At 45.3% G+C, this 24067-nt stretch carries 22 protein-coding genes; 4 read left to right on the top strand and 18 right to left on the bottom strand.

Features of this window, described 5'->3' with window-relative positions; translation table 11 throughout:
• Positions 1 to 15: 15 nt before the first annotated feature.
• From JQX68_RS01775 to JQX68_RS01760, 4 genes are all read right to left on the bottom strand, one after another.
• Positions 16 to 981, bottom strand: coding sequence for an L-lactate dehydrogenase (locus JQX68_RS01775; protein WP_014662692.1), 966 nt, complete (start codon positions 979 to 981; stop codon positions 16 to 18).
• A gap of 175 nt (positions 982 to 1156) precedes the next feature.
• Positions 1157 to 3136: an alpha-amylase gene (amyE, locus tag JQX68_RS01770; RefSeq protein WP_205440485.1), complete on the bottom strand. Its 1980-nt coding sequence runs from the start codon at positions 3134 to 3136 to the stop codon at positions 1157 to 1159.
• Positions 3137 to 3368: 232 nt separating this feature from the next.
• Positions 3369 to 3860, bottom strand: coding sequence for a DUF6773 family protein (locus JQX68_RS01765; RefSeq protein WP_205440484.1), 492 nt, complete (start codon positions 3858 to 3860; stop codon positions 3369 to 3371).
• A 114-nt stretch (positions 3861 to 3974) separates the two neighbouring features.
• Entirely contained in the window at positions 3975 to 5408 is a 1434-nt protein-coding gene (locus JQX68_RS01760) for a YfcC family protein (protein ID WP_069148912.1), read from the bottom strand.
• Positions 5409 to 5557: 149 nt separating this feature from the next.
• Here JQX68_RS01760 and JQX68_RS01755 point away from each other — a divergent pair, with 149 nt between their 5' ends.
• Positions 5558 to 6709 carry a M20 peptidase aminoacylase family protein gene (locus tag JQX68_RS01755; RefSeq protein WP_205440483.1) on the top strand — a complete coding sequence of 384 codons (1152 nt, stop codon included), beginning with the start codon at positions 5558 to 5560 and terminating at the stop codon, positions 6707 to 6709.
• A 37-nt stretch (positions 6710 to 6746) separates the two neighbouring features.
• Here JQX68_RS01755 and opuAC read toward each other — a convergent pair whose 3' ends face one another.
• From opuAC to opuAA, 3 genes are read right to left on the bottom strand one after another with little or no spacing between them, the layout of a single operon-like run.
• Positions 6747 to 7628: a glycine/proline betaine ABC transporter substrate-binding protein OpuAC gene (gene opuAC / locus JQX68_RS01750; RefSeq protein ID WP_014662686.1), complete on the bottom strand. Its 882-nt coding sequence runs from the start codon at positions 7626 to 7628 to the stop codon at positions 6747 to 6749.
• Positions 7628 to 8476, bottom strand: a complete 849-nt coding sequence (gene opuAB, locus JQX68_RS01745) for a glycine/proline betaine ABC transporter permease subunit OpuAB (RefSeq protein WP_014662685.1) — start codon at positions 8474 to 8476, stop codon at positions 7628 to 7630. Before opuAB ends, opuAC begins: the two co-directional genes overlap by 1 nt.
• A gap of 1 nt (position 8477) precedes the next feature.
• The gene (gene opuAA, locus JQX68_RS01740) at positions 8478 to 9734 is read right to left on the bottom strand and encodes a glycine/proline betaine ABC transporter ATP-binding protein OpuAA (RefSeq protein WP_014662684.1); all 1257 of its coding nucleotides are present in this window, start codon (positions 9732 to 9734) and stop codon (positions 8478 to 8480) included.
• A gap of 289 nt (positions 9735 to 10023) precedes the next feature.
• On the opposite strand from opuAA, the gene JQX68_RS01735 reads away from it, so the two are divergent.
• Both JQX68_RS01735 and JQX68_RS01730 read left to right on the top strand, forming a co-directional pair.
• Positions 10024 to 10326 (top strand): ArsR/SmtB family transcription factor, encoded by a 303-nt coding sequence (locus tag JQX68_RS01735; RefSeq protein WP_205440482.1) that lies wholly within the window; start codon positions 10024 to 10026, stop codon positions 10324 to 10326.
• A 68-nt stretch (positions 10327 to 10394) separates the two neighbouring features.
• Positions 10395 to 11567, top strand: a complete 1173-nt coding sequence (locus tag JQX68_RS01730) for an MFS transporter (RefSeq protein ID WP_205440481.1) — start codon at positions 10395 to 10397, stop codon at positions 11565 to 11567.
• Positions 11568 to 11597: 30 nt separating this feature from the next.
• On the opposite strand, the gene niaP is transcribed toward JQX68_RS01730, so the two are convergent.
• The 7 genes from niaP to JQX68_RS01695 form a co-directional block, all read right to left on the bottom strand.
• On the bottom strand, positions 11598 to 12800 hold the full coding sequence (gene niaP, locus JQX68_RS01725; protein WP_069148909.1) for a niacin permease NiaP: 1203 nt from the start codon (positions 12798 to 12800) through the stop codon (positions 11598 to 11600).
• 121 nt (positions 12801 to 12921) lie between these two features.
• The gene (locus JQX68_RS01720; RefSeq protein WP_014662680.1) at positions 12922 to 14013 is read right to left on the bottom strand and encodes a toxic anion resistance protein; all 1092 of its coding nucleotides are present in this window, start codon (positions 14011 to 14013) and stop codon (positions 12922 to 12924) included.
• A gap of 15 nt (positions 14014 to 14028) precedes the next feature.
• Positions 14029 to 15642, bottom strand: a complete 1614-nt coding sequence (locus tag JQX68_RS01715; protein ID WP_205440480.1) for a YceG family protein — start codon at positions 15640 to 15642, stop codon at positions 14029 to 14031.
• A gap of 83 nt (positions 15643 to 15725) precedes the next feature.
• Entirely contained in the window at positions 15726 to 16499 is a 774-nt protein-coding gene (locus tag JQX68_RS01710; RefSeq protein ID WP_014662678.1) for a TerC family protein, read from the bottom strand.
• 51 nt (positions 16500 to 16550) lie between these two features.
• Positions 16551 to 17129, bottom strand: coding sequence for a TerD family protein (locus JQX68_RS01705; RefSeq protein WP_003241242.1), 579 nt, complete (start codon positions 17127 to 17129; stop codon positions 16551 to 16553).
• 34 nt (positions 17130 to 17163) lie between these two features.
• Positions 17164 to 17745: a TerD family protein gene (locus JQX68_RS01700; RefSeq protein ID WP_014475718.1), complete on the bottom strand. Its 582-nt coding sequence runs from the start codon at positions 17743 to 17745 to the stop codon at positions 17164 to 17166.
• A 21-nt stretch (positions 17746 to 17766) separates the two neighbouring features.
• Positions 17767 to 18366: a TerD family protein gene (locus JQX68_RS01695; protein WP_014662676.1), complete on the bottom strand. Its 600-nt coding sequence runs from the start codon at positions 18364 to 18366 to the stop codon at positions 17767 to 17769.
• Between the two features lie 283 nt (positions 18367 to 18649).
• Here JQX68_RS01695 and JQX68_RS01690 point away from each other — a divergent pair, with 283 nt between their 5' ends.
• Positions 18650 to 19645 (top strand): LLM class flavin-dependent oxidoreductase, encoded by a 996-nt coding sequence (locus tag JQX68_RS01690; RefSeq protein ID WP_147772872.1) that lies wholly within the window; start codon positions 18650 to 18652, stop codon positions 19643 to 19645.
• Positions 19646 to 19681: 36 nt separating this feature from the next.
• On the opposite strand, the gene znuB is transcribed toward JQX68_RS01690, so the two are convergent.
• The 4 genes from znuB to JQX68_RS01670 all read right to left on the bottom strand — a co-directional run bounded on the left by znuB (position 19682) and on the right by JQX68_RS01670 (position 24066).
• Positions 19682 to 20524 (bottom strand): zinc ABC transporter permease ZnuB, encoded by an 843-nt coding sequence (gene znuB, locus JQX68_RS01685; protein ID WP_014662674.1) that lies wholly within the window; start codon positions 20522 to 20524, stop codon positions 19682 to 19684.
• Positions 20482 to 21177, bottom strand: coding sequence for a zinc ABC transporter ATP-binding protein ZnuC (gene znuC / locus JQX68_RS01680; RefSeq protein WP_014475714.1), 696 nt, complete (start codon positions 21175 to 21177; stop codon positions 20482 to 20484). The genes znuB and znuC overlap by 43 nt, the downstream gene beginning before the upstream one ends.
• Positions 21178 to 21232: 55 nt before the next feature.
• Entirely contained in the window at positions 21233 to 22192 is a 960-nt protein-coding gene (locus JQX68_RS01675) for a metal ABC transporter substrate-binding protein (protein ID WP_205440479.1), read from the bottom strand.
• A gap of 185 nt (positions 22193 to 22377) precedes the next feature.
• Entirely contained in the window at positions 22378 to 24066 is a 1689-nt protein-coding gene (locus tag JQX68_RS01670; protein ID WP_205440478.1) for a glycoside hydrolase family 13 protein, read from the bottom strand.
• Between the last annotated feature and the right edge of the window lies 1 nt (position 24067).

Here is a 24067-nt window from a genome sequence, read left to right as displayed (position 1 = left end):
ACTCTAAAGTTGCGGTTAGTTGACTTTTTGTTCTGCAAAATGAGGCTTTAAAATGTTTTTAAGGACGCCGGCGCTGTGAAGGAACTGTTCTTTTTCTTTCTCATTCAAGTTCAGCTCAGTGATACCAGCGATCCCTCCGCGGTTCACGACAGCTGGAACACCGATGTACACGTCATCTGCACCGTATTGCCCGTCCACATATGTGCTGACAGTTAATATGCTGTTTTCATTATGAAGAATCGCTTTTGTAATGCGGGCAAGACTCATCGCAACGCCATAATAAGTCGCGCCTTTTTTCTCAATGATATGGTAAGCTGCGTTTTTCACGTCATCTACAATTTGGTCCAGCTCCTCTTGTTTGTACGCATCGTTTTTCTCAACGAGTTCACTAACCGGCACACCGCCGATATTCGCATGGCTCCAGACAGGAAGCTCTGTGTCGCCGTGCTCTCCGATAATATGCGCGTGCACGTTTTGAGGCGCTGCGCCAAAGTATTCGCTCAGCATGTAACGGAATCTCGCAGAATCTAGTGTTGTGCCGCTTCCGATCACCCGCTCTTTTGGCAGGCCGCTGAATTTCCATGTCGCGTAAGTCAGGATATCAACCGGATTTGTCGCGATTAAGAAAATGCCGTCAAATCCGCTCGCCATGACTTCACCGACAATGCCTTTGAAAATCTTTAAGTTCTTTTCTACTAATTCAAGGCGTGTCTCGCCAGGTTTTTGGTTTGCTCCGGCGCAAATGCAGACAATATCAGCATCCTTGCAGTCTTCATATGTTCCGAAAGATGTTTTGACCGGTTGCGGCGCAAACGCCTTTCCGTGGTTTAAATCCATTACATCGCCCATTGCTTTTTCTTTATTTAGATCAATGACCACAAGCTCATCTGTGATCCCTTGGTTAATTAACGCAAATGCATAACTGCTTCCAACAAAACCCGCTCCGATTAAAGCTACTTTATTTACATGTTTGTTCATCATTAATCATCCTTCCAGGGTATGTTTCTCTTTGATGTCTTTTTGTTTGTGAAGTATTTCACATTTATATTGTGCAATACTTCACAAACTTTTGCAAGAGAAAAGTTTTGTCTGATTTATGAACAAAAAAGAAACCATCTATGATGGTTTCTTTCACTATAACCCGTCAGCCTTGTACTCAATAAGGAAGAGAACCGCTTAAGCCCGCGTCATTATATAAACCATTTTGCACGTAATCAAAGCCAGGCTGATTCTGGCCAGGCACTTGGGCGCTGCCATTATTAAAAATCACTTTGGCGTTGGTTGTATCCGTATCCGCAGGCAGCGTCAGCGTGTAAATTCCGTCTGCATTTTTAGTCATTGGTTTTCCAGGCCAAGATCCGGTCAATTCAATTGCCCCGCCCCCATCCTGTTTATAGATATAAGCATTTACCTGACTCCAATGATTCGGATTTTGATAGCCGATGGTTTTGGCCGAAGCTGGATCTCTTTTAACAAAACTGTACTCCTCGGTCCTCGTTACACCATCACTGTTCGTTCCTTTTAACATGATGGTGTATGTTTTGCCAAATGGATCTTCTTTTCCGATTGTGAATTGATCTCCATCTTTAAACGCTGTCTCTTGTCCATTATTGATTTGATAAACAGCTTTTGTTGTGTTCGCATCTGCACGCAGGGTAATCGTCAGTTGATCATTGAAAGAATGTGTTACGCCTGCTTTGTAATTCTCAAGGAAAACTTGAGGCGCATTTGCAATATCGTCAGGATAAAGCACAGCCACAGATCTGGCATTGATCGTGCCTGTCAGTTTACCTTCCCTGACTTGAAATGAACCGGTCCCGGCTTTATTATCATAGCTGCCATCAGGTAATTTCGTTGAAGCATTTATGCTGACAGAAGAGGAACCTGCATTTGCCAGCACAACACCTTTTGAGCCGCGCTGATTCATAAATATTTGATTGTTCCCATTCGGATTTGAGAGTTCCTCAGGCTGCCCGGCCATTTCATTGTGAAATTGATTGACCGCAGTGATCGCCTGATCTTTAAATAAGGCGCTCCCGCGATCTCCTATTTGGCTTTTCCCTGGAAATCTTACACCATTTCCTCCGCCCTCAGGCCTGGAAAAGAAAAGAGGCGTGCTTCCTGAGCGCGAACCAATCACTGCCCAGCCTAAACGGATATCGTCATCACTCATCCATGTGGACTCTTCATCATCATTGGCATACGTATCATGTGATTCCACCCATGTGACTAACTTGTCCGCAGACACGTCAGATGCATAATGGGAGATATTCGACACACTCAGATTACGGTTCTTTAAAGCGGATCTGATGGAATGCCCATAGTTAGAAGCTGTCACATTCATATAATTCGCATAAGCAGTATCCCTGGAAGCACTATCCTGCAGGATTTCTCCGTATTGAAACTCTGCAGATGTGTTTGTGATATTCGGCCAAAACTGGCTGCCATAATTCCCATCATCAGGAAGCTCTATATGCTTGGCGGCATCATAGCGGAACCCGTCTGCTCCGTCATTCAATGCTCTTTCTAAGAAACGTTTCAGATAGGACTGTACTTGTGTATTTTGTGTATTCCAATCATACAGCCCGAGCAATGAATTCTGCGTAACATCCCATCGATCCGACCAGTTTTTAATTTGTGTGTTTCCGTGTGTCCAGTTTGGAATACTCTTAATCTCATTAGAAATCGCGCCATAGTCACTGGTGGTATGATTGATGACCGCGTCAACTATGACTTTTACGCCATATTCTTCAGCAGCTGCACACATTTCTTTAAATTCTTGTTCAGTGCCTAAGTAGTGGTTGCCAATTTGGTACGATGTCGGCTGATAGAGCCAGTACCAGTTCGACATGCTTTTATTTCCTTGGTTCCCTTCCTTTACTTGGTTAATCGGAGACGTCTGAATGGCTGTATATCCTGCATCATGAATGTCCTTCATATTGTGTTTTAACGTATTAAATGACCAATTCCAAGCATGAAGAATGGTCCCACTTTCAATCGATGGCGCTGCCAGTTCATTTGATGTGTTCTGTGTTCCAGCATTTGCAGCCGCCGGTCCTGCCAAAACCATATGAAACAGCAACAAAAATTCAGCGAATAACGGCAGTAAAGAGGTTTTGAATCGTTTTTTAAACATTTTTGACACTCCTTATTTGATTTTTGAAGACTGACTGCGGAGTCAAAAATTCCTCTTACTCTTTCTTCAGCTTCCTCCTTTCAACTGTTGTGAAGACTGGGGAATTATGTTAACGCTTACATTTGAACTTATCACACACTCTCTATCAAAGCAACGCGGCAGAGTGAATTCAAATCTATATTCCTATCAAATAAAAAGACATTTCTCTTATAAACAAAAAAAGAAATCACCATTAAGATGATTTCTTCTCTGCTTCTTCTTTTATCGCTCTTCTGTAAGCCAGCTTCACAATCACATATCGAAGCAAAAACAGAACGCCGCTACAGACGATAAAAAGAAGGATCATTTTCAGCCAAGCGAAGAATGTATGGGGAATCCCCCTGTCGTACATCGTAAGCACCACTACCGCAAAGGCGACCGCAATTGAATCTATTCGCTGCTGCTTTACCCGTTTTCGCAGTTCTTCTTCGGTGTCTATTCTCGGCATGAGCATTCCTGACGCTCCTGCCCTGATGCAGTAATATAAGATGATGAGGAACAAAAACACAAGGCTTGCAGCCCATTCTTTAAACGGAAATTCAAACATAATGCCGCGGATGATCACATCAAGGAGCGCAAACGATCCCGCTATCATCCCAATCTCCGACCAGATTTTTTGTTCTTTTTCTTTTACTCTCTTATTTTCCCCATTCACGCCTGAAAGTCTATTACGCAGATTATTCATGACCTTCCTCCCGCACTTTTACGAATGGCTATGGCTTACATGTTACAATAACAGCCTGCGCTTCTGCAATGAATAACTCAAAAGCCCGCCGTACAAGCCGGCGGGCAGCAATTGTTAAAACGGCCCCCAATTGATCATGACGCCGATCACAATAAAAACAAGCCCGATCAAGAACCAAATCAGAGCAAGCGGCACCATAAACCGCAGCCACTTGACGTACGGAATGCCGCTGGCGGCAAGTACCGCCATGAGAACACCGGATGTTGGATTGACACAGTTGACGACCCCTTCTCCAAGCATAACCGCCTCCACCGCAACCTGTCTCGTGATTCCCATCAAATCAGCGAGCGGCGCCAGGATTGGAATAAATACAACGGCTTCGCCAGATCCTGAGGAGATGAGAAAATGAAGCAGCGCACTGGCGATATACATGCCGATTGCCCCGGCAATCGGACTGAAACCGTCCAACAGTGAAGCCAAAGCATTGACGACTGTATCGAGTAACTTTCCATTTTCAAGGATGACGGAAATGCTTCGTGCCATCCCGACAATCAGCGCCCCGTATACAAGGCTTTGACAGCCCGTAATGAAGGTTTTGGCAATATCGTTCGCCGCAAGTCCGCCTATTAAACCGGCAAGGACAGAAATAAAAATAAATGTCGCAGCCATTTGGGAATCCGACCAGCCAAGCTTCAAAGCGCCGTATAAAAAGCCGACCAGCGAGAGTCCCGCCACGGCCAAAATCAGCTTATGGCGAACAGTAAATGACACTGACTGATCTTCTTCTTTACCGGCTTCGCCCATTCCTGCCCCAGGGAACCAATCTGTTCCTAACACACTGGCATCTTTTGATTTTTTTAATTTTCTCGTATACAAATAGATATAAATAATAGAAGACAGCAAAAAGCAAATGTAAATCACAACTCGCAGGCCGATTCCTGAAAAAAGAGGGAGCTCCGCAATTGATTGTGATAAACCGAGCGGGGACGGTGATAGTATAGTGGAGTTAAATCCAGCGTAGCAGCCGATGTAAATGACAGCGGCTCCCGCGACGGCGTCCCATTTTAAGGATCGTGCCACAATGAGGCCGATGGGGATAAAACCGATAACTGAATTCACGACAATCCCGGTTGTTCCGAGAATAGAGAACAACGCGCCGACAATACAAATAAATAATAATTGCTTGGTGCGGAATTTGCTGATGACATTGTAAATCAGGCCATTGATGGCACCCGTTTTTTCTAAAATGGCAATGGTGCCGCCTGTGAATAAAATCAGAAAGATGATTGGTGCTGATCCGACCATTCCATCCTGTAGGGAAGTAAAAAAACCGATCAGGCTGACCGGTGACTGTTCAATGGAATGATAGCTTCCCGGAACAGCAGTCGTGACATCCCCCTTTGTCACGCGGTCAAATTCACCTGCCGGCACAATATATGAAGCGATTGCGCAAATGAAAGCAATGATAAATAAGAGGACATAGGCGTCAGGCATTTTAAATGTCATTCGTTTTTTCTTAGGCTGTGTTTCGGCTGCTGGCATACTCATATTTCGATCCATCCTCTCTGTTTGAAAATATTAATTATTCTGAAAAGTCTCAATATGTGCTATATTATATACAGCCTATCTTCCTGTTTCAATATAAATAAAGTAAAGAAGGTAAAAATTCATTCTGATAGAAGGAGGTATTTCTTACCATGAAAAAGCTTTCAGAAGACATGAAACAAACCGTTATGGACATCTTCGAGCATCTGCACGCAAACCCTGAAGTCAGCTGGAAGGAATATGAGACGACTGCATTTCTCAAACAAAAGCTTGAGGAGTTAGGATGCCGGACGCGCACGTTTTCAGACTGCACCGGGGTTGTCGGCGAAATCGGCTCAGGCTCACCTGTTGTAGCTGTGCGCGCTGATATTGACGCGCTATGGCAGGAGGTAAACGGCACATTTCGCGCCAACCATTCCTGCGGACACGATGCACATATGACAATGGCATTGGGCACATTAATGCTGCTGAGAAAACAACCTGAGCTTCCGAAGGGCACAATCCGTTTTATCTTTCAGCCGGCAGAAGAAAAAGGCGGCGGTGCCTTGAAAATGATAGAAGAAGGCGTGCTTGATGATGCCGACTATTTGTACGGTGTTCACGTCCGCCCAATTCAGGAAACACAAAACGGCCGCTGCGCCCCGTCTATTCTGCACGGATCAAGCCAGCACATTGAGGGAACAATTATCGGAGAGGAAGCCCATGGTGCCCGCCCGCACCTCGGGAAAAACAGCATTGAAATTGCAGCATTTCTTGTACATAAGCTCGGGCTCATCCATATTGACCCGCAAATCCCGCATACCGTCAAAATGACAAAGCTTCAAGCCGGCGGAGAAAGCTCTAACATCATTCCGGGAAAAGCATCGTTCAGCCTTGATTTGCGCGCACAGACCAATGAAGCCATGGAGGCGTTAATTGCCGAAACAGAAAGAGCCTGTGAAGCGGCCGCCGCCGCATTCGGCGCAAAGATCGACCTGCAAAAAGAACACAGCCTTCCTGCAGCGACACAAAACAAAGAAGCTGAAGCGATCATGGCAGAAGCCATTACGGAAATCATCGGGGCTGAACAGCTTGATGCCCCGCTTGTCACAACCGGCGGCGAGGATTTCCATTTTTACGCCGTGAAAGTGCCGAACCTCAAAACAACCATGCTTGGTCTCGGCTGCGGACTCCAGCCAGGACTCCATCATCCGCACATGACCTTTGACAGAAATGCAATGTTCAACGGCATTCACATTTTGGCGAACGCCGTGCTCAAAACATTTCAGAAAGCGGAATCGCTTGCTGCCGCTAACGCTTCTTAACGCAAAAAAAGCAGCCTGGCTACAGGCTGCTTTTTGGTTACTTCTTCAAATCTTCAATTGAGTTAACGTTTTTCATATATTGAGGAACAACAAGACCCATTTTCACGCCCGTCATACTGGTGCCAATATCGTCATATTTGCCTTTATATTTGGCGGCGTATGCTTTATGGGTATTCGGCAGCCATGCGGAAAGGGATGCATCCGCGCTTCCCGTCGCGATTGCAGTCCACATCGGACCGGCCTCTACCTGAGTAAGCGTCACCTCATAGCCTAAGTCTTCTAAGACTTTGCCGATCACGTTTGTACTTGCAATTTCACTGTCCCACGCCACATAGGCAAGGTTGATTTTGTCCCCCTTGACCTTTTGAACGCCTTTTGTCCACTCCGCAATCTGATCTTTGTGCTTCTTCACATACTCAGCTGCGACTTTGGCAGGTTTCTCGCCTTCTTCCACTTTGATCATCACTTCGCCCATATCGTCTTGCGTCCATTTAAACTGGCTCAGAAGCTTTGCGGCATTCGGCTGCTCTTTGCTGAAGCCTTTGCGTGTGATCGTATGGATTTCCTCCGCGCTGCCATAAGATTGTTTCGGATCATCGAGATATTTCAGCTTATATCTGGAGAACATCCAGTGCGGTGTCCATCCTGTAATGATAATCGGTTTCTTACGGTCGTATGACTTTTTAAGTGTTGCGGTCATCGCGGCACTTGACGCTGAAATCAATGTCCAGTCATTCAGGTCATAATCCTTCATCGCTTTGTCAGTCAGGGCCATAATCCCTGAACCGGGGTCAATCCCGATGATGGTCTTATTCACCTGTTCTGCTGCGGTTGCATTTTCATCGTGTTGTGAACCGCAAGCCGCAAGTGAGAGCGCCAGCATGGCGGAAACGCCAATGCCGATGATTTTTTTAAGCATCAGGCATTCCCCCTGCTTTTCTTCTTCACTTTAATATTTTGAGTAATACGGTCCAGGGTAATGGCAACGATAACGATGGCGATACCCGCCTCTACTCCGACCCCGGTTTTCAGCTGTGTAACGGCGCTGTATACTTCAGAACCAAGTCCCGGCGCACCGACCATTGCGGCGATAACAACCATTGATAAAGCAAGCATGATGCTTTGGTTGATTCCGGCCAGGATGGTTTTTGTCGCAAGCGGAAGCTGAACTTTAAACAAACGCTGAGCTGTTGTAGAACCGAACGCCTCAGTCGCCTCAATCAGATCCGCCGGCACTTGTTTAATACCGAGAACGGTCATGCGGATTGTCGGAGGCATCGCGAAAATAACTGATGCAACAACACCCGGCACAACACCAATGTTAAAGAAGAAAATCGCCGGCAATAGATATACGAAAGCAGGCATTGTCTGCATTAAATCAAGAATTGGCGTTACAATACGGCGTACCATTTCTTTCTGGGACGCCCAAATTCCGATCGGAACCCCGACCACAATCGAAATAATCACAGATGTCAAAACAAGCGCCAATGTCTGCAGCATTGGGTCCCAATATCCTAAATAATCGATCAGGAGGAATCCAATCAATGTAAATAACGCAATTCCTCTTGTACTGATCCACCACGCAAGTGCGGCGAAAATAATCGTTAACAAAATAGATGGGATAAATCCAAGTCCGCTGACAATTCCATTTACAAAAGCGGCAAGTCCGTTTGCGATTCCGTCGAAGAATCCGCCAAACGTCATTGTAATCCAGTCAACAAAACGGTCAATGATATCTGCTAAAGGTATTCTAGGCAGTCTATCCATCTTACTTCACCTCCTGTGCAGAAGGATCTTGTGTTTGTTCGCCAGTGCCTTCAGCATTGATATACTCGTTATTGCCGGCAAGCGCGCCAATCAGTGCGCCTTTTACGACAATCCCTTTCATTCTTTGCTTCTCATCTACAACCGCAATTGGAATATTCGCGTCAGAAACAACGTCAAAAATCTCTGTCAAATACGTATCCTCTGGTACAGTCGTAAATTCTGTATTCAAGATATTTTGAAGTGACAAATCAGATTCAGCCGCTTTTTTCGCATCAGACGCATAGATAACACCTAACAATTTCTTTTGTTTATCCACTGCGTAAATTGAAGAAATTCCAAGGTTTTTCATCAATGTCAATGCCACGCGAGGCCCTTTATCAATCCGCACTGTTTCAGCGCGTTTCATAATATGGCCTGCTGTGAGGACTTTAGATAAATCAACATCCTCGACGAATTTCTCAACATATTCGTTAGATGGATTCATCAGGATTTCTTCAGGCGTGCCGATTTGAACGATGTTGCCGTCCTTCATCAGAACAATTCTGTCGCCGATCCGCAATGCTTCGTCCAAGTCGTGCGTAATAAAGATAATCGTTTTTCCGACATTATCGTGAAGATCAAGAAGTTCATCCTGCATATCTTTACGAATCAGTGGATCGAGCGCACTGAACGCTTCATCCATCAGAAGAATGTCCGGATCATTTGTCAACGCGCGGGCAAGGCCGACACGCTGCTGCATCCCGCCGGAAAGCTGGTCAGGATATTGGTGTTCAAATCCTTCAAGTCCGACGAGCTTTAAGGACTCAAGCGCTTTTTGCTGGCGCTCCTGTTTGTCTACACCTTGAAGCTCCAGTCCGTATTCTGTATTTTCAAGTATCGTTCTGTGCGGGAACAGAGCGAATTTTTGGAAGACCATGCTGATTTTTTTCCGGCGGACTTCCCGGAGCTGGTCTTTAGACATATTTGTTATCATGTCACCATCAATGTAAATATTTCCGGCAGTCGGTTCAATAAGCCGGTTTAACATCCGTACTAAAGTTGATTTACCGCTCCCTGATAGACCCATGATGACAAATATCTCACCATCATATACTTCAAAATCTGCCTGATTAACCCCAACGGTTGAACCGGTTGCTTTCAGGATCTCTTTTTTTGTCTTTCCATTGGCAAGCATTTGAACTGCCTTCTTTGTTTGTTTCCCAAAAATCTTGGAGACTTTCTCGACTTTTATCTTAATTGGTTTCTCATCTACACTCATATTTTCCCTCCATATTAAGCAATCCTAATAACCGTAACATTTATGTAACTTCCTACACAAACAGCATATTCTCTTTTATTCTGTACCATTTCTTTATAAACATCCATGTGACCACATGATCTTATTTATGCTTCTAAATACTCTGTAATCCTCCTATATAATTGTATTTTACGGGTGATTTTTCTCCTATCTATAGGTGAAAACGCTTTTATTGGAATTGAATTCCTCCTGCCTATTATGACTTCCTGCTCCTTTACTGGAAAAATAAGTTGCTTTCCCAGCATCAATTATGTATTATAGTTTCATGACTATAAAACAATCAGATGATCAAATCAGAGCGCAAATTTTTAAAGCACTGTCTGATGAATCAAGGCTTGCTATTATTCGTACGCTTTATGTCAGCGGAAAAGAACTCAGCTGCGGTGAAGTAGGTGAAAAGTGCAATATTGTGAAAACCACGGCATCTTATCATTTTAAAACGCTGCGTGAAGCGGGATTGACGGCAACCCGAAAAGATTCGCGGACAAAATATGTCAGTCTCCGTGAAGACACATTTCAAACATACCTGCCTGGCTTTTTGGAAACCCTCTAACAAAGGGTTTTCTCTATACATATTTGTTTCATAGTTTCAAAGTTATAAAACTATAGGAGTGATAAAATTTGAATCGTATTTGGCTTTTCTTCAGTGTCATGTTTGTCATTGGCACAGATACCTTTTTGCTTTCCCCGCTTCTCCCGCTTTTACAGGAGCAGTTTCATGTCTCTACTGATTTGTCAGGCTGGATGGTCAGTGCTTATGCACTCGGTTATGCGCTCTTCGCTTTCATTGCGGGCCCAATCTCAGACCGTTTGAACAGGAAAACAATCATGCTGTGGGGGCTTGCGGGCTTTATCGTATCCACGTTTTTATGCGGCATCGCTCCCTCTTTTGCCGCCATGTGCCTGTTCCGTTTTGCCGCAGGCGTTAGCGCTGCGTTTGTGACGCCTCAAATTTGGGCGTCCATCCCAATCATTGTTAAGCCTTCTCAGATCATAAAAAGCATGGGTATTGCGACAGCAGGATTGGCCGCTTCACAAATGCTCGGACTGCCGATCGGAGGGTTTTTCGCTTCCTTTACATGGCATACGCCATTTTTCGCTTTGTCAGCGTGCTCGATTATTCTTCTATTGATTCTGGCGGTGGTTATGCCTGATATCCGCCCTTCTGAACCATTGGTGCGCCCATCAATAATCAACCCATATCGGGAGCTGTTTTCACTGCCGAAAACATCGGTCATTCTGCTTGCCTATTTTCTCTTTCAAACCGGAAACTTCGCGTCGTTCAGCTTTCTCGGCACTTGGCTTTCCGCGGATTATCATTTAACCGTGTCACAAATTGGGGCAGCTATGCTTGTTCTCGGACTGGGAAATATGCTCGGAAGCCTTATCGGCAGCCGGATTTCAGCAAAGCTGGGCATGTTTAAGACATTGATCGGCGGGATGCTGCTGATGGGCGCTCTCTATTTCGCTCTTCCTTTCTTTCCTAACTTATTTTTAGTCGAAACGAGCTTTTTTCTCACGTTCTTTACAGCTGGCATTATCTTTCCGTTAATGATGGGTGTCTCTCAATCCATTTCACCAAACGCGCGAGGAACCATCGCTTCCCTTTCCAATGCCGCTATGTATGCAGGAACCACTGTCGGCACAGGTATTGCAGGTTTTTTATATCAAAGCACACAGCATTTCGGAGCTGTCACAGGATTTACTGCCATTCTGTTCATACTTTCTATGGCGCTCTACCAGACAATCAATAAAACCGGGAAACGCCAATCCGCAGCCCGGGTGCAAATGTAAAAAAAGCACCTCTTTCAAGAGGTGCTTTTCCTATTCCAGCTCAGTTTGTTTCGTCTCTTTCCCCATAATCAAAATACAAGCAACCGCGAGTAAGATGGCAATGCAAAAGATTGAAAAGATAACCGAAAACGAAATATGACGGGCTGCGAGCGTTCCAACGAGCAAAGGTCCGAAGATGCCGCCGATTCTTCCAAACGCCGCTGTCGTTCCTGAACCTGTTGCGCGAATCGCAGTCGGATATTGCTCCGGGGTATACGCATACAGCACGCCCCACGCACCGAGATTGAAAAACGATAACAGCATTCCAGCCGTAAGCAGAAGGCCTAAAGAATCAGCCGTTCCAAAGAAATAGGCGCTTCCTGCTGTACCAATCAGGTAAATGATGAGTATCCACTTCCGGCCCGCTTTTTCAATCAGCCATGCGGCAGAGAAATAGCCCGGTAGCTGAGCAAGCGTCATCAGCAGGACATATTCAAAGCTTTGAATCATGCTGAAGCCTTTCAGCAGCATGACACTCGGGAGCCATAGGAACATGCCGTAATAAGAAAACACCACACAGAACCAAACGATCGACAGCATTACGGTCGGCCGTATATACTGTCTTGCCCAGACGCTTTTTACATTCTCCCACACAGATTTCTTTTTGGCAGAAAGCGATTCATATTTTGGTGAATCAGGCAGACTCGTCCGCAGGTATAACGCATAAAAAGCAGTCAGTGCGGTTAACAGCAGGGCAGCCTGCCAGCCGAAGCTTGGTATCACAAAGTAAGAAATCAAGGCCGCTGCGAGCCAGCCCACAGCCCAAAAGCTCTCCAGAAGCACAATCACTCTGCCCCGCTTTTCAGGCACAACCGCTTCCGAAACGAGTGTCGAAGCGACTGGAAGCTCTCCGCCAAGTCCCATGCCGATCACAAAACGAAGGATTAGAAATGCCGATAAGCTCGTCACAAAAGCTGAAATGCCGCTTCCGATGGAAAAGCATAGAAGGGTGATAATAAATACTTTTTTTCGGCCGATTCGATCAGCCAGCAGACCAAACAAAAACGCTCCCGCAGCCATGCCGATGGAATTGACGCTTCCGATCCATTTCATTTCCTCGGGCGACAGATTCCACTCTACATGGAGCGCGGCGATAATAAACGATAATATTCCGACATCCATTGCATCAAACAGCCACCCCAAACCGGCGACGCCCAGCAGTTTACGCTGGGATATAGGCTGTTGTTTTCCCATTGCCAACACCTCTGATATGCAAAATGATTACCGTTTAAGTTTACACCTGTCTTTACACATTGTCATTAACTAAATGATGTAAATGAAAAACCCCGCTTATGTTCCACAAGCGGGGTTCTGATTATTGCTGCAATGCTGCTTTTTTAATATTATCCTGAAGCTGGGCAATTCGTCTCGCGCCGTCTTCGCGGAGGCGTTTGTTTTCTTCTTCGATTTGTTTTGTTTCCTGCATGCCGCTGACAATCGTGTTCCAAGACGATTCGATCGTTTCAATATCTATGCTCGGTCTGCCGGCCATTCTCGCAATTTCAACACTTTGGCTCGAGATGTTTTCAGCATTTCGTTTTAGCATCTCGTTTGTCCGGCGGTCAAGCTCGCTCATAGAATCAGCCACAAGCTTTTGCCGTTTCACCGTAACAGCCTGAATAATGCCGTTTTTGAAAATCGGAATGGTAATGATAAACGCGGAGTTGATTTTCCCGATCAGCTTTGCGTTTCCGCGCTGCAGGAGACGGATTTGTGGTGCGGTTTGAAGCGCCACCATCCGTGCCATGTCAAGATCATACACCCGTTCCTCAAGCGCCTGAATGCCGTTGCGCAGTGTATCGAGCTGCATTTGCGCCAGCTGGTTTCCGCTTGCCGCTTTTTCCTCATATGAAGGAAGGATCGACTGCATCTCTTCCAGTTTCATCTGCCCGGCAACGACGTATTTTTCAAGCTCCATATAGTATTTGATATTGTTTTCATACATTTCATCGAGCGTGTAGTTCGTCTTCGTCATCTCATCTTTGTATTTCGAAATCTCAACGTTGATTTTTTCAATCTCTCCGCCAAGTGTCTGATACTTTTTAAAGATTTTTTCAATCATGCTGCCGCCGCGTTTGAAAATTTTCGCCATTAATCCCTTAGGCTCATCAAAATCATTTTTGTCGAAGCGGTCCATGATTTTTCCAAGCTGGGTCAGCATTGTGCCAGAGTCTGTCACACTTGTTGTTTTCATCATCCCCAAGATGCGGTCAGAGAACTTGGAAATTTCAACGGCCGGCTCCTTGCCGTACTCAAGCAGCTCCATTTGGTTTTTGACGTCAATTTGTTGAGCAAGCCGCTTTACCTCTGGTTCCTGACGGAGCTGAAGACGGATATCGTCAGCTTTTTGCTGGGAAATCTCTTCATTTTTATCGAGAACAAGCGGATTTTGATTTTCTGTTGTCATGCTTTTCTTCTCTCCTTATTTTTGGGTAATGTTTCTGAAGAGCCTTTTCACAAGCGAAGGCTCTTTGTAGTCCTGCTGGAACACCATGTCGTCCAGCCAGTGGATATCATACTGATCCTCTTCAATAAACTGCTCAATATCTTGGTGTCCGGGCGGATTATAAATGATGATATCGATTCCGATTTCATTCAGGAACAGCAGGGCGGCAGCATCCGAACGCGTGAGTCCGCCGCTCATTTCCATATGATATAAAACGAGTTTCGGAACGGTTTGCGCATAGTCAAACATTTGAATTAATTTCAGCAGATTAGCAGGCAGGTTTGTCGTTTGTTTAAACAAATAGATTTGAACATCCTTGACTTGTTCCTGATGCAAAGCCTTAAGCCGAGGATGCCTGCACATTCTCGAAATCGTTTTGGCAATGGCGGTCTGAACGCCCGCCGGCAGCTGTTTGTACTGCCACACATTGCTTGCCATCAGCTTGTCCGGATCAATATTCCCTTCTTGATCAAGTGCGTGGCTGTAGTGAAATTGATAGTTCGACTTTATTTCTTCTGTAAATGGAAAGCTTCTGACCATTTCTGTTTCCTGATAATCCGCTAGAGTATGAAGCCTGTTCCAATATTCCTTATTGTCTTTCGACACGCCCATAATTTTGGCGAATACATTCGGAATTTCAATGGAGTGTTTATCTGCTTTGAAATTCGGCCGAATAAAGGCGCGTTCTTTCGTGATTAAAAACAGTTCATCATAGGTCGTTTTCAGCGTAACGGACACCGGTGTGTGATCTCTGAACTGCCATGGCTTGTACAGCATGGACTCCTCGTGATTCAGCACATGTTCAATTTCTTTTGTTGAGCGGTAAGCCACTGTTGATTTACGGTCTGGTTTTTCTTTCGGAAACGGCTGAAGCTCCGAAACATCCGGGAGCTTTTCCGTAAAACTGAGCTCCTGCTTTGGATCGACAAGCGCCAGCTGATCGGTACCCGCCGGATGAAACAGCAGAACATCACAGCCGACCAGCATCAGATAATATAAGAAATAGAGCTGGCTTTTCGTCGCATCTCCATACCAAACAACCTTTGGCATCTCACGCTCTATATCGGTTTTTTCCAGCCACGGATTCAGGTGATTTAAAGAAAACTTCGAGACATCAAGCAGCACTCTGCGAAAATCAGGATGATTCAGCCCCTTCTCATGACTGTCCGCAAAGGTATGTAAAAGCGTCATCAGCGCTTTTCTTAAATGGCGGTGCATCAAGGGGTTTGAGTGCTTCGCAATCAGCTTTTCCCCGTCCAGAAAGGCAACAAAGCGGCTGACTGACAGCCCTTTTTCTTTCTGATTGATGGAATGAATATGCTGAAGCTTTTGAAATGTTTCCGGTTCGATTGTTTTATCAAGCGTTTCACTCAAAATAGTCATGCGGTCATTTACAGACAGCTCATACAGCTCGTTATAGTAGTCTGTCTCATCAATAGGCGTGCCTAATATCTGTCCGGCAAGGCGGGAAAACGAAAGGCCCTGTGCTGTTTCATAGTGATCCCGCTCCGGCAATGGCTGAAACAGCAGGCTTTTCCAATCCCCATCAGCCGGAAGTGCTTTATGAATGATTACTTCTTCTTGTCTCATCATATCCTCCTTTCCGGTTTGTCATTGAACGATATTTCGGTAACAAAAAAGGAAGGACATTGAACCTCCCTCCTTGTTTTGTTTTATTCTTCTTTTGAAGCGGCTGTTTGTTCGCGCACCTGCTTTTGTTTGTTGATGTAGTGAATGATCAATGTTACCGCAAATGCAGCGATAATGATGATGAAGAATACAGAGTGCGGCATTTCGTAATGGAAAGCGCTCCCCGCCATTTTGAGCGCGATAATGCCGATTAACACGAATGCTGTGTTTTCCAGCTCAGGGATTTTATCAATCAGCACAAGGAACACTTTTGCCACTGTACGCATCATTAAAATACCAAGCATACCGCCGATCAGAAGCACCCATACTTTTTCAGATACCGCAAACGCGGCCAGGATGCTGTCCACAGAGAAGGCAAGATCCATTAATTCTACTGAAACGACAGTCGCCCAGAAGATCCCGAACGTGCGGACCATCCAAGAGTTTTTCTTCATGCCGTCCGCTTCTTCTTCTTTTTCGCCTATCCAGAAGTGCTTAATGACGAGCCAAGCCAGGTAAAGCGCGCCAAGCACCTTGATCCACCAGAATTTAATGAGGAGCATACCGAGCCCGATGAAAATAAACCTGAAAATATAAGCTCCAAACAAACCATACGTTAACGCTTTTTTACGCTGTTTTTCCGGCAGGTGTTTGACCATGACCGCAAGAACAAGCGCGTTATCGGCCGATAAAAGGCCTTCCAGAACAACAAGGGAACCGATCAGACCCCAGGAAACAGGATCAGTCAGAACTTCCCCCCACATTTTCCAATCGAAAAATGAAGCATACGTAGACATGATATGATGTAAAAAGTCCAAGTTTTTTCCTCCTATTAATTTGAAACGGTGACTTCTCTATTTGTCACTCGTTTACACTTGCAAACCGTAATTCCGGCACAATGCAGCCAGCCCGCCGGAAAAACCGCTGCCGATCGCATTGAATTTCCACTCGCCGCCGTGTCTGTATAGCTCACAAACGACAACAGCTGTTTCTATGGAGAAGTCTTCTCCCAAATCGAAGCGAAGAAGCTCATTCTGCGTCTCTTCGTCCACAACACGCACAAACGCATTGGAAACTTGTCCGAAGTTTTGGCTGCGTGCTTCAGCATCGTGAATGGTCACTGTGATGCCGATTTTCTCAATGTGAGCAGGAATTTTTGAGAAATCCACGATAATCTGCTCATCATCTCCGTCGCCTTCACCCGTACGGTTGTCACCCGTATGGATGACACCGCCGCTCGGGTGTTCAAGGTTATTATAGAAGACGAAATCGAGATCATTTACGCAGTTATCATGCGCATCAACTAAAAAGGCCGAAGCATCCAGGTCAAAATCGTGTCCGCCGGAGTACTTGTTTGTATCCCAGCCTAAACCGATCACCGCTTTTGTCAGTCCCGGATTTGTTTTCGTTAAATCAATGCGCTGTCCTTTTGATAATTGAATGGCCATACTGCCTCTCTCCTTTCTGCTCTTCGTATTTTTCTTAACCGACTTGCAAACCGTAGTCTGTTGCAATGCGGGCAAGGCCGCCTTGGTAGCCTGAGCCGATTGCGGAGAATTTCCACTCGCCGTTATGTCTGTAAAGCTCCCCTGCAATGATTGCCGTTTCAATAGAGAAATCTTCTGCAAGATCGTAACGGATGAGCTCTTCATTTGTTTCTTCATTTACGATGCGGACGAACGCGTTTGAAACTTGTCCAAAGTTTTGGCTGCGCGCTTCTGCTTCGTGAATGGTGATAACAAATGAGATTTTATCAATGTTTGCCGGTACAGCGCTGAGATTTACTTTTACATTCTCATCGTCGCCTTCGCCAGCACCAGTCAGGTTGTCGCCTGAATGAACGACTGAACCGTTGCCGCCTTCAAGCTGGTTATAGAAAATAAAGTCGTTTGGTGACGCGCATTTGCCTGCGGCGTCTAACAGAAACACACTTGAGTCAAGATCAAAGTCGTGTCCGCCGTCATACTTGTTCGTATCCCAGCCTAAACCGACAACAACCTTTGAAAGACCCGGATTTGTTTTTGTTAAATCTACTTTTTGTCCTTTTGCCAATGAAATTGTCATGTTTCATCCACTCCTTTTCTTTTATACGTATCGGCTGATAATATCTTCTAATCTCGTATCGTTCGTGCCTTCACCAATCGCCGCAAACTTCCACTCACTGCCGCTGCGGTAGATTTCTGCTGTAATCAGGCTTGTTCTGCCGGCATAATTGTCTCTCAAATTGTATTTGAGCATTTCTTCATGATTAGATTGATCAACTACGCGAATAAACGCATTTTGAATCATGCCGAAATCTTGTTTTCTTCTGACACAATCGTAAATGTTCACTACAAATACAAGCTTATCGATGTTTCCAGGCACTTTATCTAAATCTATCATAATTTGCTCGTCATCGCCCGCACCGTCACCCGTCAGGTTGTCGCCTGTATGCTGTACACCGCCGCAGCGGCTTTTCAGGTTGCCGAAATAAATCAGATTTTTCTTTTCGGTGAATTTTCCGTTTTCCAACATCAGCACTGAAGCGTCACAGTCGATATTCGGACCGCCTCCGCCAAGCAGTTTGCTGAAGAATCCTCCGCCTGAGGACACTGGGTCCCAGCCGAGACCGACCATCAATTTTGACAGACCGGCTTTTCCTTTTGTTAAATCAATTCGTTGACCTTTTTCTAAAGAAATTGCCACACGATTCACTCCTACTCATCAAAATGTGAAGATAGTCACATTTATTTTTACGCTCACAAGGAAAATAAGCCGTAAATTACTAATATATACGTTTGTTATTATATCAAAGTTTCGTAAAAGTTAAGAATAATTGACGAAAAACCTCGAAAAAAAACTTCCATATTTGATATATGATTTGCAAATGCTATAAAATGCACTTCTTAAACAAACCATTTGACGTGAGCGAGTCATTTTGCCTATTCTTGTGTCACATTGTAAAAACAGACAGAAAGGAAGCGGCCATTTGATTCATGTAAGCATACTTGATCAGGCACCTGTTTCTAAAGGAGAAAGCCCTGTGACAACTCTTCAGCATTCGGTTGAGCTTGCTCAATTAAGCGAACAGTGGGGCTATAAGCGTTATTGGTTTGCCGAGCACCACAGCACGAAAGGACTGGCAAGCACAGCGCCTGAAATCATGATCGCCCGCATCGCAGCACAGACAAACACGATTCGTGTCGGATCAGGCGGCGTCCTCCTGCCTCAATACAGCCCGTTTAAGGTGGCTGAAACCTTTCGACAGCTTGAAGCCCTGTACCCAAACCGGATTGACCTTGGCGTCGGCCGTTCCCCCGGAGGCACGACAAAAACCCGGCTTGCGCTAACAGACGGGGTGAAAAGAAGCTTAACCGAATTTAACAGACAGCTGCAGGATGTCTCTTATTTTCTCACAGATTCCCTTCCTCCCGACCATCCGTATGCAGGAATCAAAGCGGCGCCCCTTATTGATACTGCACCAGAGCTATGGGTGCTCGGTCTTGGCGAAAACAGTGCAAGACGTGCAGCGCACCAGGGGATTGGATATGTATTTGGGCATTTCATTAATCCAGAACGAGGAGAAAATGCGTTCCGCATCTACCGAGAAAGCTTTCGGCCCTCAGCCCATTTCCCAAATCCGGCCGCCCTTTTTACGATTTTTGTCATTTGCGCAAAATCAGATGAAGAGGCAGAGGAACTCGCGTTAAGCCAGGATTTATGGCTTCTTCGCGTCGGAAAAGGCTTGGACAGCCGCGTGCCGAGCATCGAGGAAGCGAAAGCGCATCCCTACACTAAATCCGATAAAAAACTCATTGCAGAAAACAGAAAGCGGATGATAATCGGTTCTCCAAGCACTGTCAAACAGCAGCTGTTAGACCTCACAGACCGCTATGAAACAAATGAAATCATGGCTCTGTGCAATGTGTTTGATTTTGAGGCGAAAAAAGAATCGTATGAGCGCCTTGCCGGATTATTTCTATAAAAAAAGCAGTTTCCCCTGGGGAAACTGCTTTTTTTGTTATTGGCGCCCTTTTTTGCGCTGTGCTTCTTTTTTGATAAACATCCAAACTCCCTGAACTGCAAATCCGAGCAAAAGCAGAACGATCAATAGCAGGGTAATTGACGGCCCTGGCGGCGTCCCGAGCTGATAGGATGATGTCAGTCCCGCAAATACGCTGAATAACGAAATGAGTATAGCTGTAATGAAGACCATGTTAAAGCCTTTTGCAATTCTAATGGCGAATGCTGCCGGCAATACGAGCAGGGCTGATACAAGAAGGACCCCGATGATCGGTATAATGACTGAAATCGCAAGACCTGTGACAATACTGAATGACAACGAGAGAACGTTTGTATTGATTCCCGATGTTTTGGCTGTTGCTTCATCAAACGTCAGCAGGTAGAGCGGCCTTCTCAATACGATAAAGTAAAGCAAGATCAGCAGTGTGATAATACCGATAATATAGACCTGCTGCTGGTTGACTGTCACAAGCGATCCAAATAGGTATTGATCGATGCTCATATTGGCTGTGCCTTTGGAAAGGCTGATTAAAAACATCGCGAAGGACAAACCTGCTGCCATTAAGATGGCAATGGACACTTCTGAATAAGTCCGATACGCCCGCCGCATGTATTCAATTCCGATCGCGCCGATGGTCACGACGACTATGCTCGCTGCGGTAATATTGGTGCTGAGAAAAAAGCCGATGGCAACACCTGACAACGAGATATGTGAAAGTGTGTCAGCCATTAAGGCCTGTCTTCTGAGAACGAGATACACTCCCAGTATCGGAGCCATGATGGCAATCATGCCGCCTGCTAGAAAAGCTCGTCGCATGAATTCCAAGTCAAACATTTCCATCCGCCTTTTTCTCCTCTCTCTAACCGAATCACTTTATCTAAAAATTGCTGTACTTCGTTTTGTTCGTGAGTAACCATCACAACTGTGCGGTTGTGATTTTTCACGAGGTGATGCATAAATTCGTAAAATCCTTTTCTGCTGTCGTAGTCAACTGCAGTTGTCGGTTCGTCCAGCATCAGGAGATCCGGGTTGCTGGCGAGCATTCTGGCGATACAGATTTTCTGCTTCTGTCCGCCTGATAAATCACCGATTTTGCGATGGCGGAGCTCCCACATTTCCACCATTTTCAGTGCTTTTTCTACTTCAAGATGATCTTCTTCATTTAAACGTTTAAACCATTTCCCTTTTGTGTATCGGCCTGACTGAACAAGCTCCAGCACCGTGCTCGGAAAGCCGGCGTTAAATGAAGAAATTTGCTGCGGGACGTACCCAATGGTCAGGCGTTTCCCTTCTGTGTTTCTTTTACTGATCGTCACTGTGCCTTCCCACGGTTTCAGCATGCCGAGCATTACTTTTATGAGCGTCGATTTAGAGGCGCCGTTTGGTCCAGTGATGCCGACGAACTCACCGCTTTCAATATCAAGTGATACTTTATCTAAAACAGGCGTATGGGAATAGCCGAATACGATATCTTTCAATGAGACGAGATTCATGTTAATCTTCCTTTCTCACAAAGAAATAGTGTGCACCCCTCCGGCGCACACTATCTTATGATTTAACCAATAGTGAATCTTTCAGGGCATCGAGGTTTTGTTTCATAATGTCGATATACCCTAAACCTTTATCCTGTTCTTCTTTGCTTAAGCCTTCCAGTGTATTCAGCACTTCTGTCTTCGCGCCGATTTCACTGGCGAGCGTATCTGCGACCTTTGAGGATGCAATTTCTTCAAAGTAAATGACTTTTACATTATGTTCTTTGGCATATGTTTTCAGCTTTGCCAAGCTGGCTGCGCTCGGTTCTTGGTCAGGAGAAAGCCCTGCAATCGGAACCTGCGTCAGGCCATATTCTTTTGCGAGATAGCCAAAAGCAGTATGCTGCGTGATAAATTCTTTTTTCTCCGCTTTTTTTGCGGTTGTACGATATAGTTTATCAAGATCCTGCAGTTTTGCAATATATTCTTTACTATTTTTCTCATAGTATTCTTTGTTAACCGGGTCTTGCTTTACGATTTGCGCCGTAATATTTTTAACTTCCTTTTGCGCCAGAACAGGGCTTAGCCATACGTGAGGGTCCATTGCATGACTGTGCTCATGCTCCCCATGATCGTGGTCTTCGTGTTCATCTTCAGAGCCTTCCATTAAATCAATGCCTTTGCTTGCGTTAACGAAAGCGGCGTGGCCTTGGCCCATGCTTTTTTCAGCTGACGGAACCCATGTCTCCATGTATTCACTATTATAAACGAACAGATCAGCATCCTGAATATTGGCAATGTCTTTCGGCGTCGGTTCCCAATCATGCGGTTCAACGGAAGATGGGATTAACAGATCCACATCGCCTTTGTCTTTTACAATTTGTTTTGTGAATTCATACATCGGATAAAACGTTGTGACAACGTGCAGTTTATCACCCTTTGAATCCGCCGACCCTTTTGTTGATGAGTTGCCGCATGCTGCAACCAATAAAAAGCACGCTGCAATCACAAACAAACCGCTCCATTTTTTAAACATATCGTATATCCCCTCTTTTTCAGTAGCTTTAAATCAAAATGATAACGATTTTGTAATCCTATATCATAATAAACCGAAGTCATTACGTTTTGCAAGAATAAATTTCATTTTCTTTTTATTCTTCCCGCCTGCAGAGCGAATATATGTACTAAAAAAACCCGGCTGAATGCCGGGCTGCTAAATCATTAGGTTGTTTTGTCCAGAAGGTACACCCTGCTTTCATAAGGCTGGAACACCATTTCGTCAGCAAGGTCGCCGTTGTTGTGATAGTTGCTGAGAAGCAGAGATGCCTGAGCTTTGCAGCAGTTCTTAGGCCATGGGAAAACAGCCTGCTCTTTTGAAAAATTATTGACTGACAAAAGCTGCTGGTTACCGTTTTCTCTCATATATACAAACAACTGCGGATCGTCCGGAAGCAAAAGATCATAGCTTCCTTTTATAAGGTCAGCATACCGCTTTCTCAGTCTGATCAGCTTTTTGTAATAGAGTAAGACCGAATCGGGGTCTCTCAGCGCTTCCTCCACATTGATGGAGGTGAAGTTCGGGTTGACCTTCAGCCATGGCGTGCCATCAGTAAATCCGGCATGTTTGCCGCTGTTCCACTGCATCGGGGTCCGGGCATGATCCCGGCTTTTGGCTAAGATTGATCTCATCACATCCTCTGGATCATAGCCTTTTTCAAATACCCGTTTATGATACATATTGATCGTTTGGATATCTTTGTAGTCCTCAATCTGGGTGAACGGCGCGTTTGTCATCCCGATTTCTTCTCCCTGATAAATGTATGGCGTGCCCTTCATGAAATAAAGTACGGTAGCCAGCATTTTCGCAGATGCTTTGCGGTATTTCCCATCGTCCCCGAATCTGGATACAATCCGGGGCTGGTCGTGGTTGCACCAATATAATGTATTCCAGCCTTGATGTTCAAGCTTTTTTTGCCATGCGGTCAAAACCGATTTTAAATCAGAAAGCTCAAGTGGCTTTACATCCCAATGTTCTTTTCCGGGCTGCTGGTCAAGCTCCATATGCTGAAAGTGAAAAATCATATTCAGCTCATGCTTATCTGTTCCCGTATATTTTAGGCCTTCTTCCGGCGTGACATTGCCGACCTCTCCGACAGACATGACATCATATTGAGAAAACACTTCATCTGTCATTTCTTTCAAATAGTCATGGATTCGATCGCCATTTGGCTGAAAGGGCTTCGGCTCTGCCTGCTGATTGATATAGTCCTCATACGAAGGAAGATATTCTTTCTTAGAAATGAGATGGAGCTGATCAATGCGCAAGCCGTCGACCCCTTTATCGAGCCAAAACTTCATCATGTCATACACCGCTTGGCGAACTTCGGGGTTTTCCCAGTTTAAATCAGCTTGTTTGACGGCGTTCATATGGAGATAATATTCTCCGGTATGCTCCTCGTATTGCCAGACCGGACAGCCATAGTTTGAGAGCCAGTCCGTCGGCGGGCCGTTCTTTGTGCCGGGACGCCAGTAATAATAGCTGCGGTATTTGCTGTTTTTGTCCAGCTCCGCTTCTTTAAACCACGGATGCTCGACCGAGGTGTGATTTAACACAAAGTCCATCACCAGCTTTAATCCCCGCTGATGCACCTGGTCCAGCAGCTCGTGAAAATCGTCCATTGTTCCGTATGAATCCATGATTGCCCTATGGTCTGTCACATCATAGCCGTAATCAACATTCGGAGAAGGATAGATTGGGCAAACCCAAATCACATCCGCCCCGAGCTCCTTTATGTAGTCAAGACGGGAAATAATCCCCCGCAAGTCCCCAATTCCGTCTCCATTGCTGTCTTGAAAGCTTCTCGGATAAATCTGGTACACCACCGCATCCTTCCACCAGTCTGTGTTCATC

Origin of the sequence: Bacillus sp. LJBS06 (assembly GCF_016924995.1) — a bacterium.
Lineage (GTDB): Bacteria > Bacillota > Bacilli > Bacillales > Bacillaceae > Bacillus > Bacillus stercoris.
Note: the sequence above shows the minus strand (reverse complement) of the source record. Positions and strands in the feature narration are given on the sequence as shown.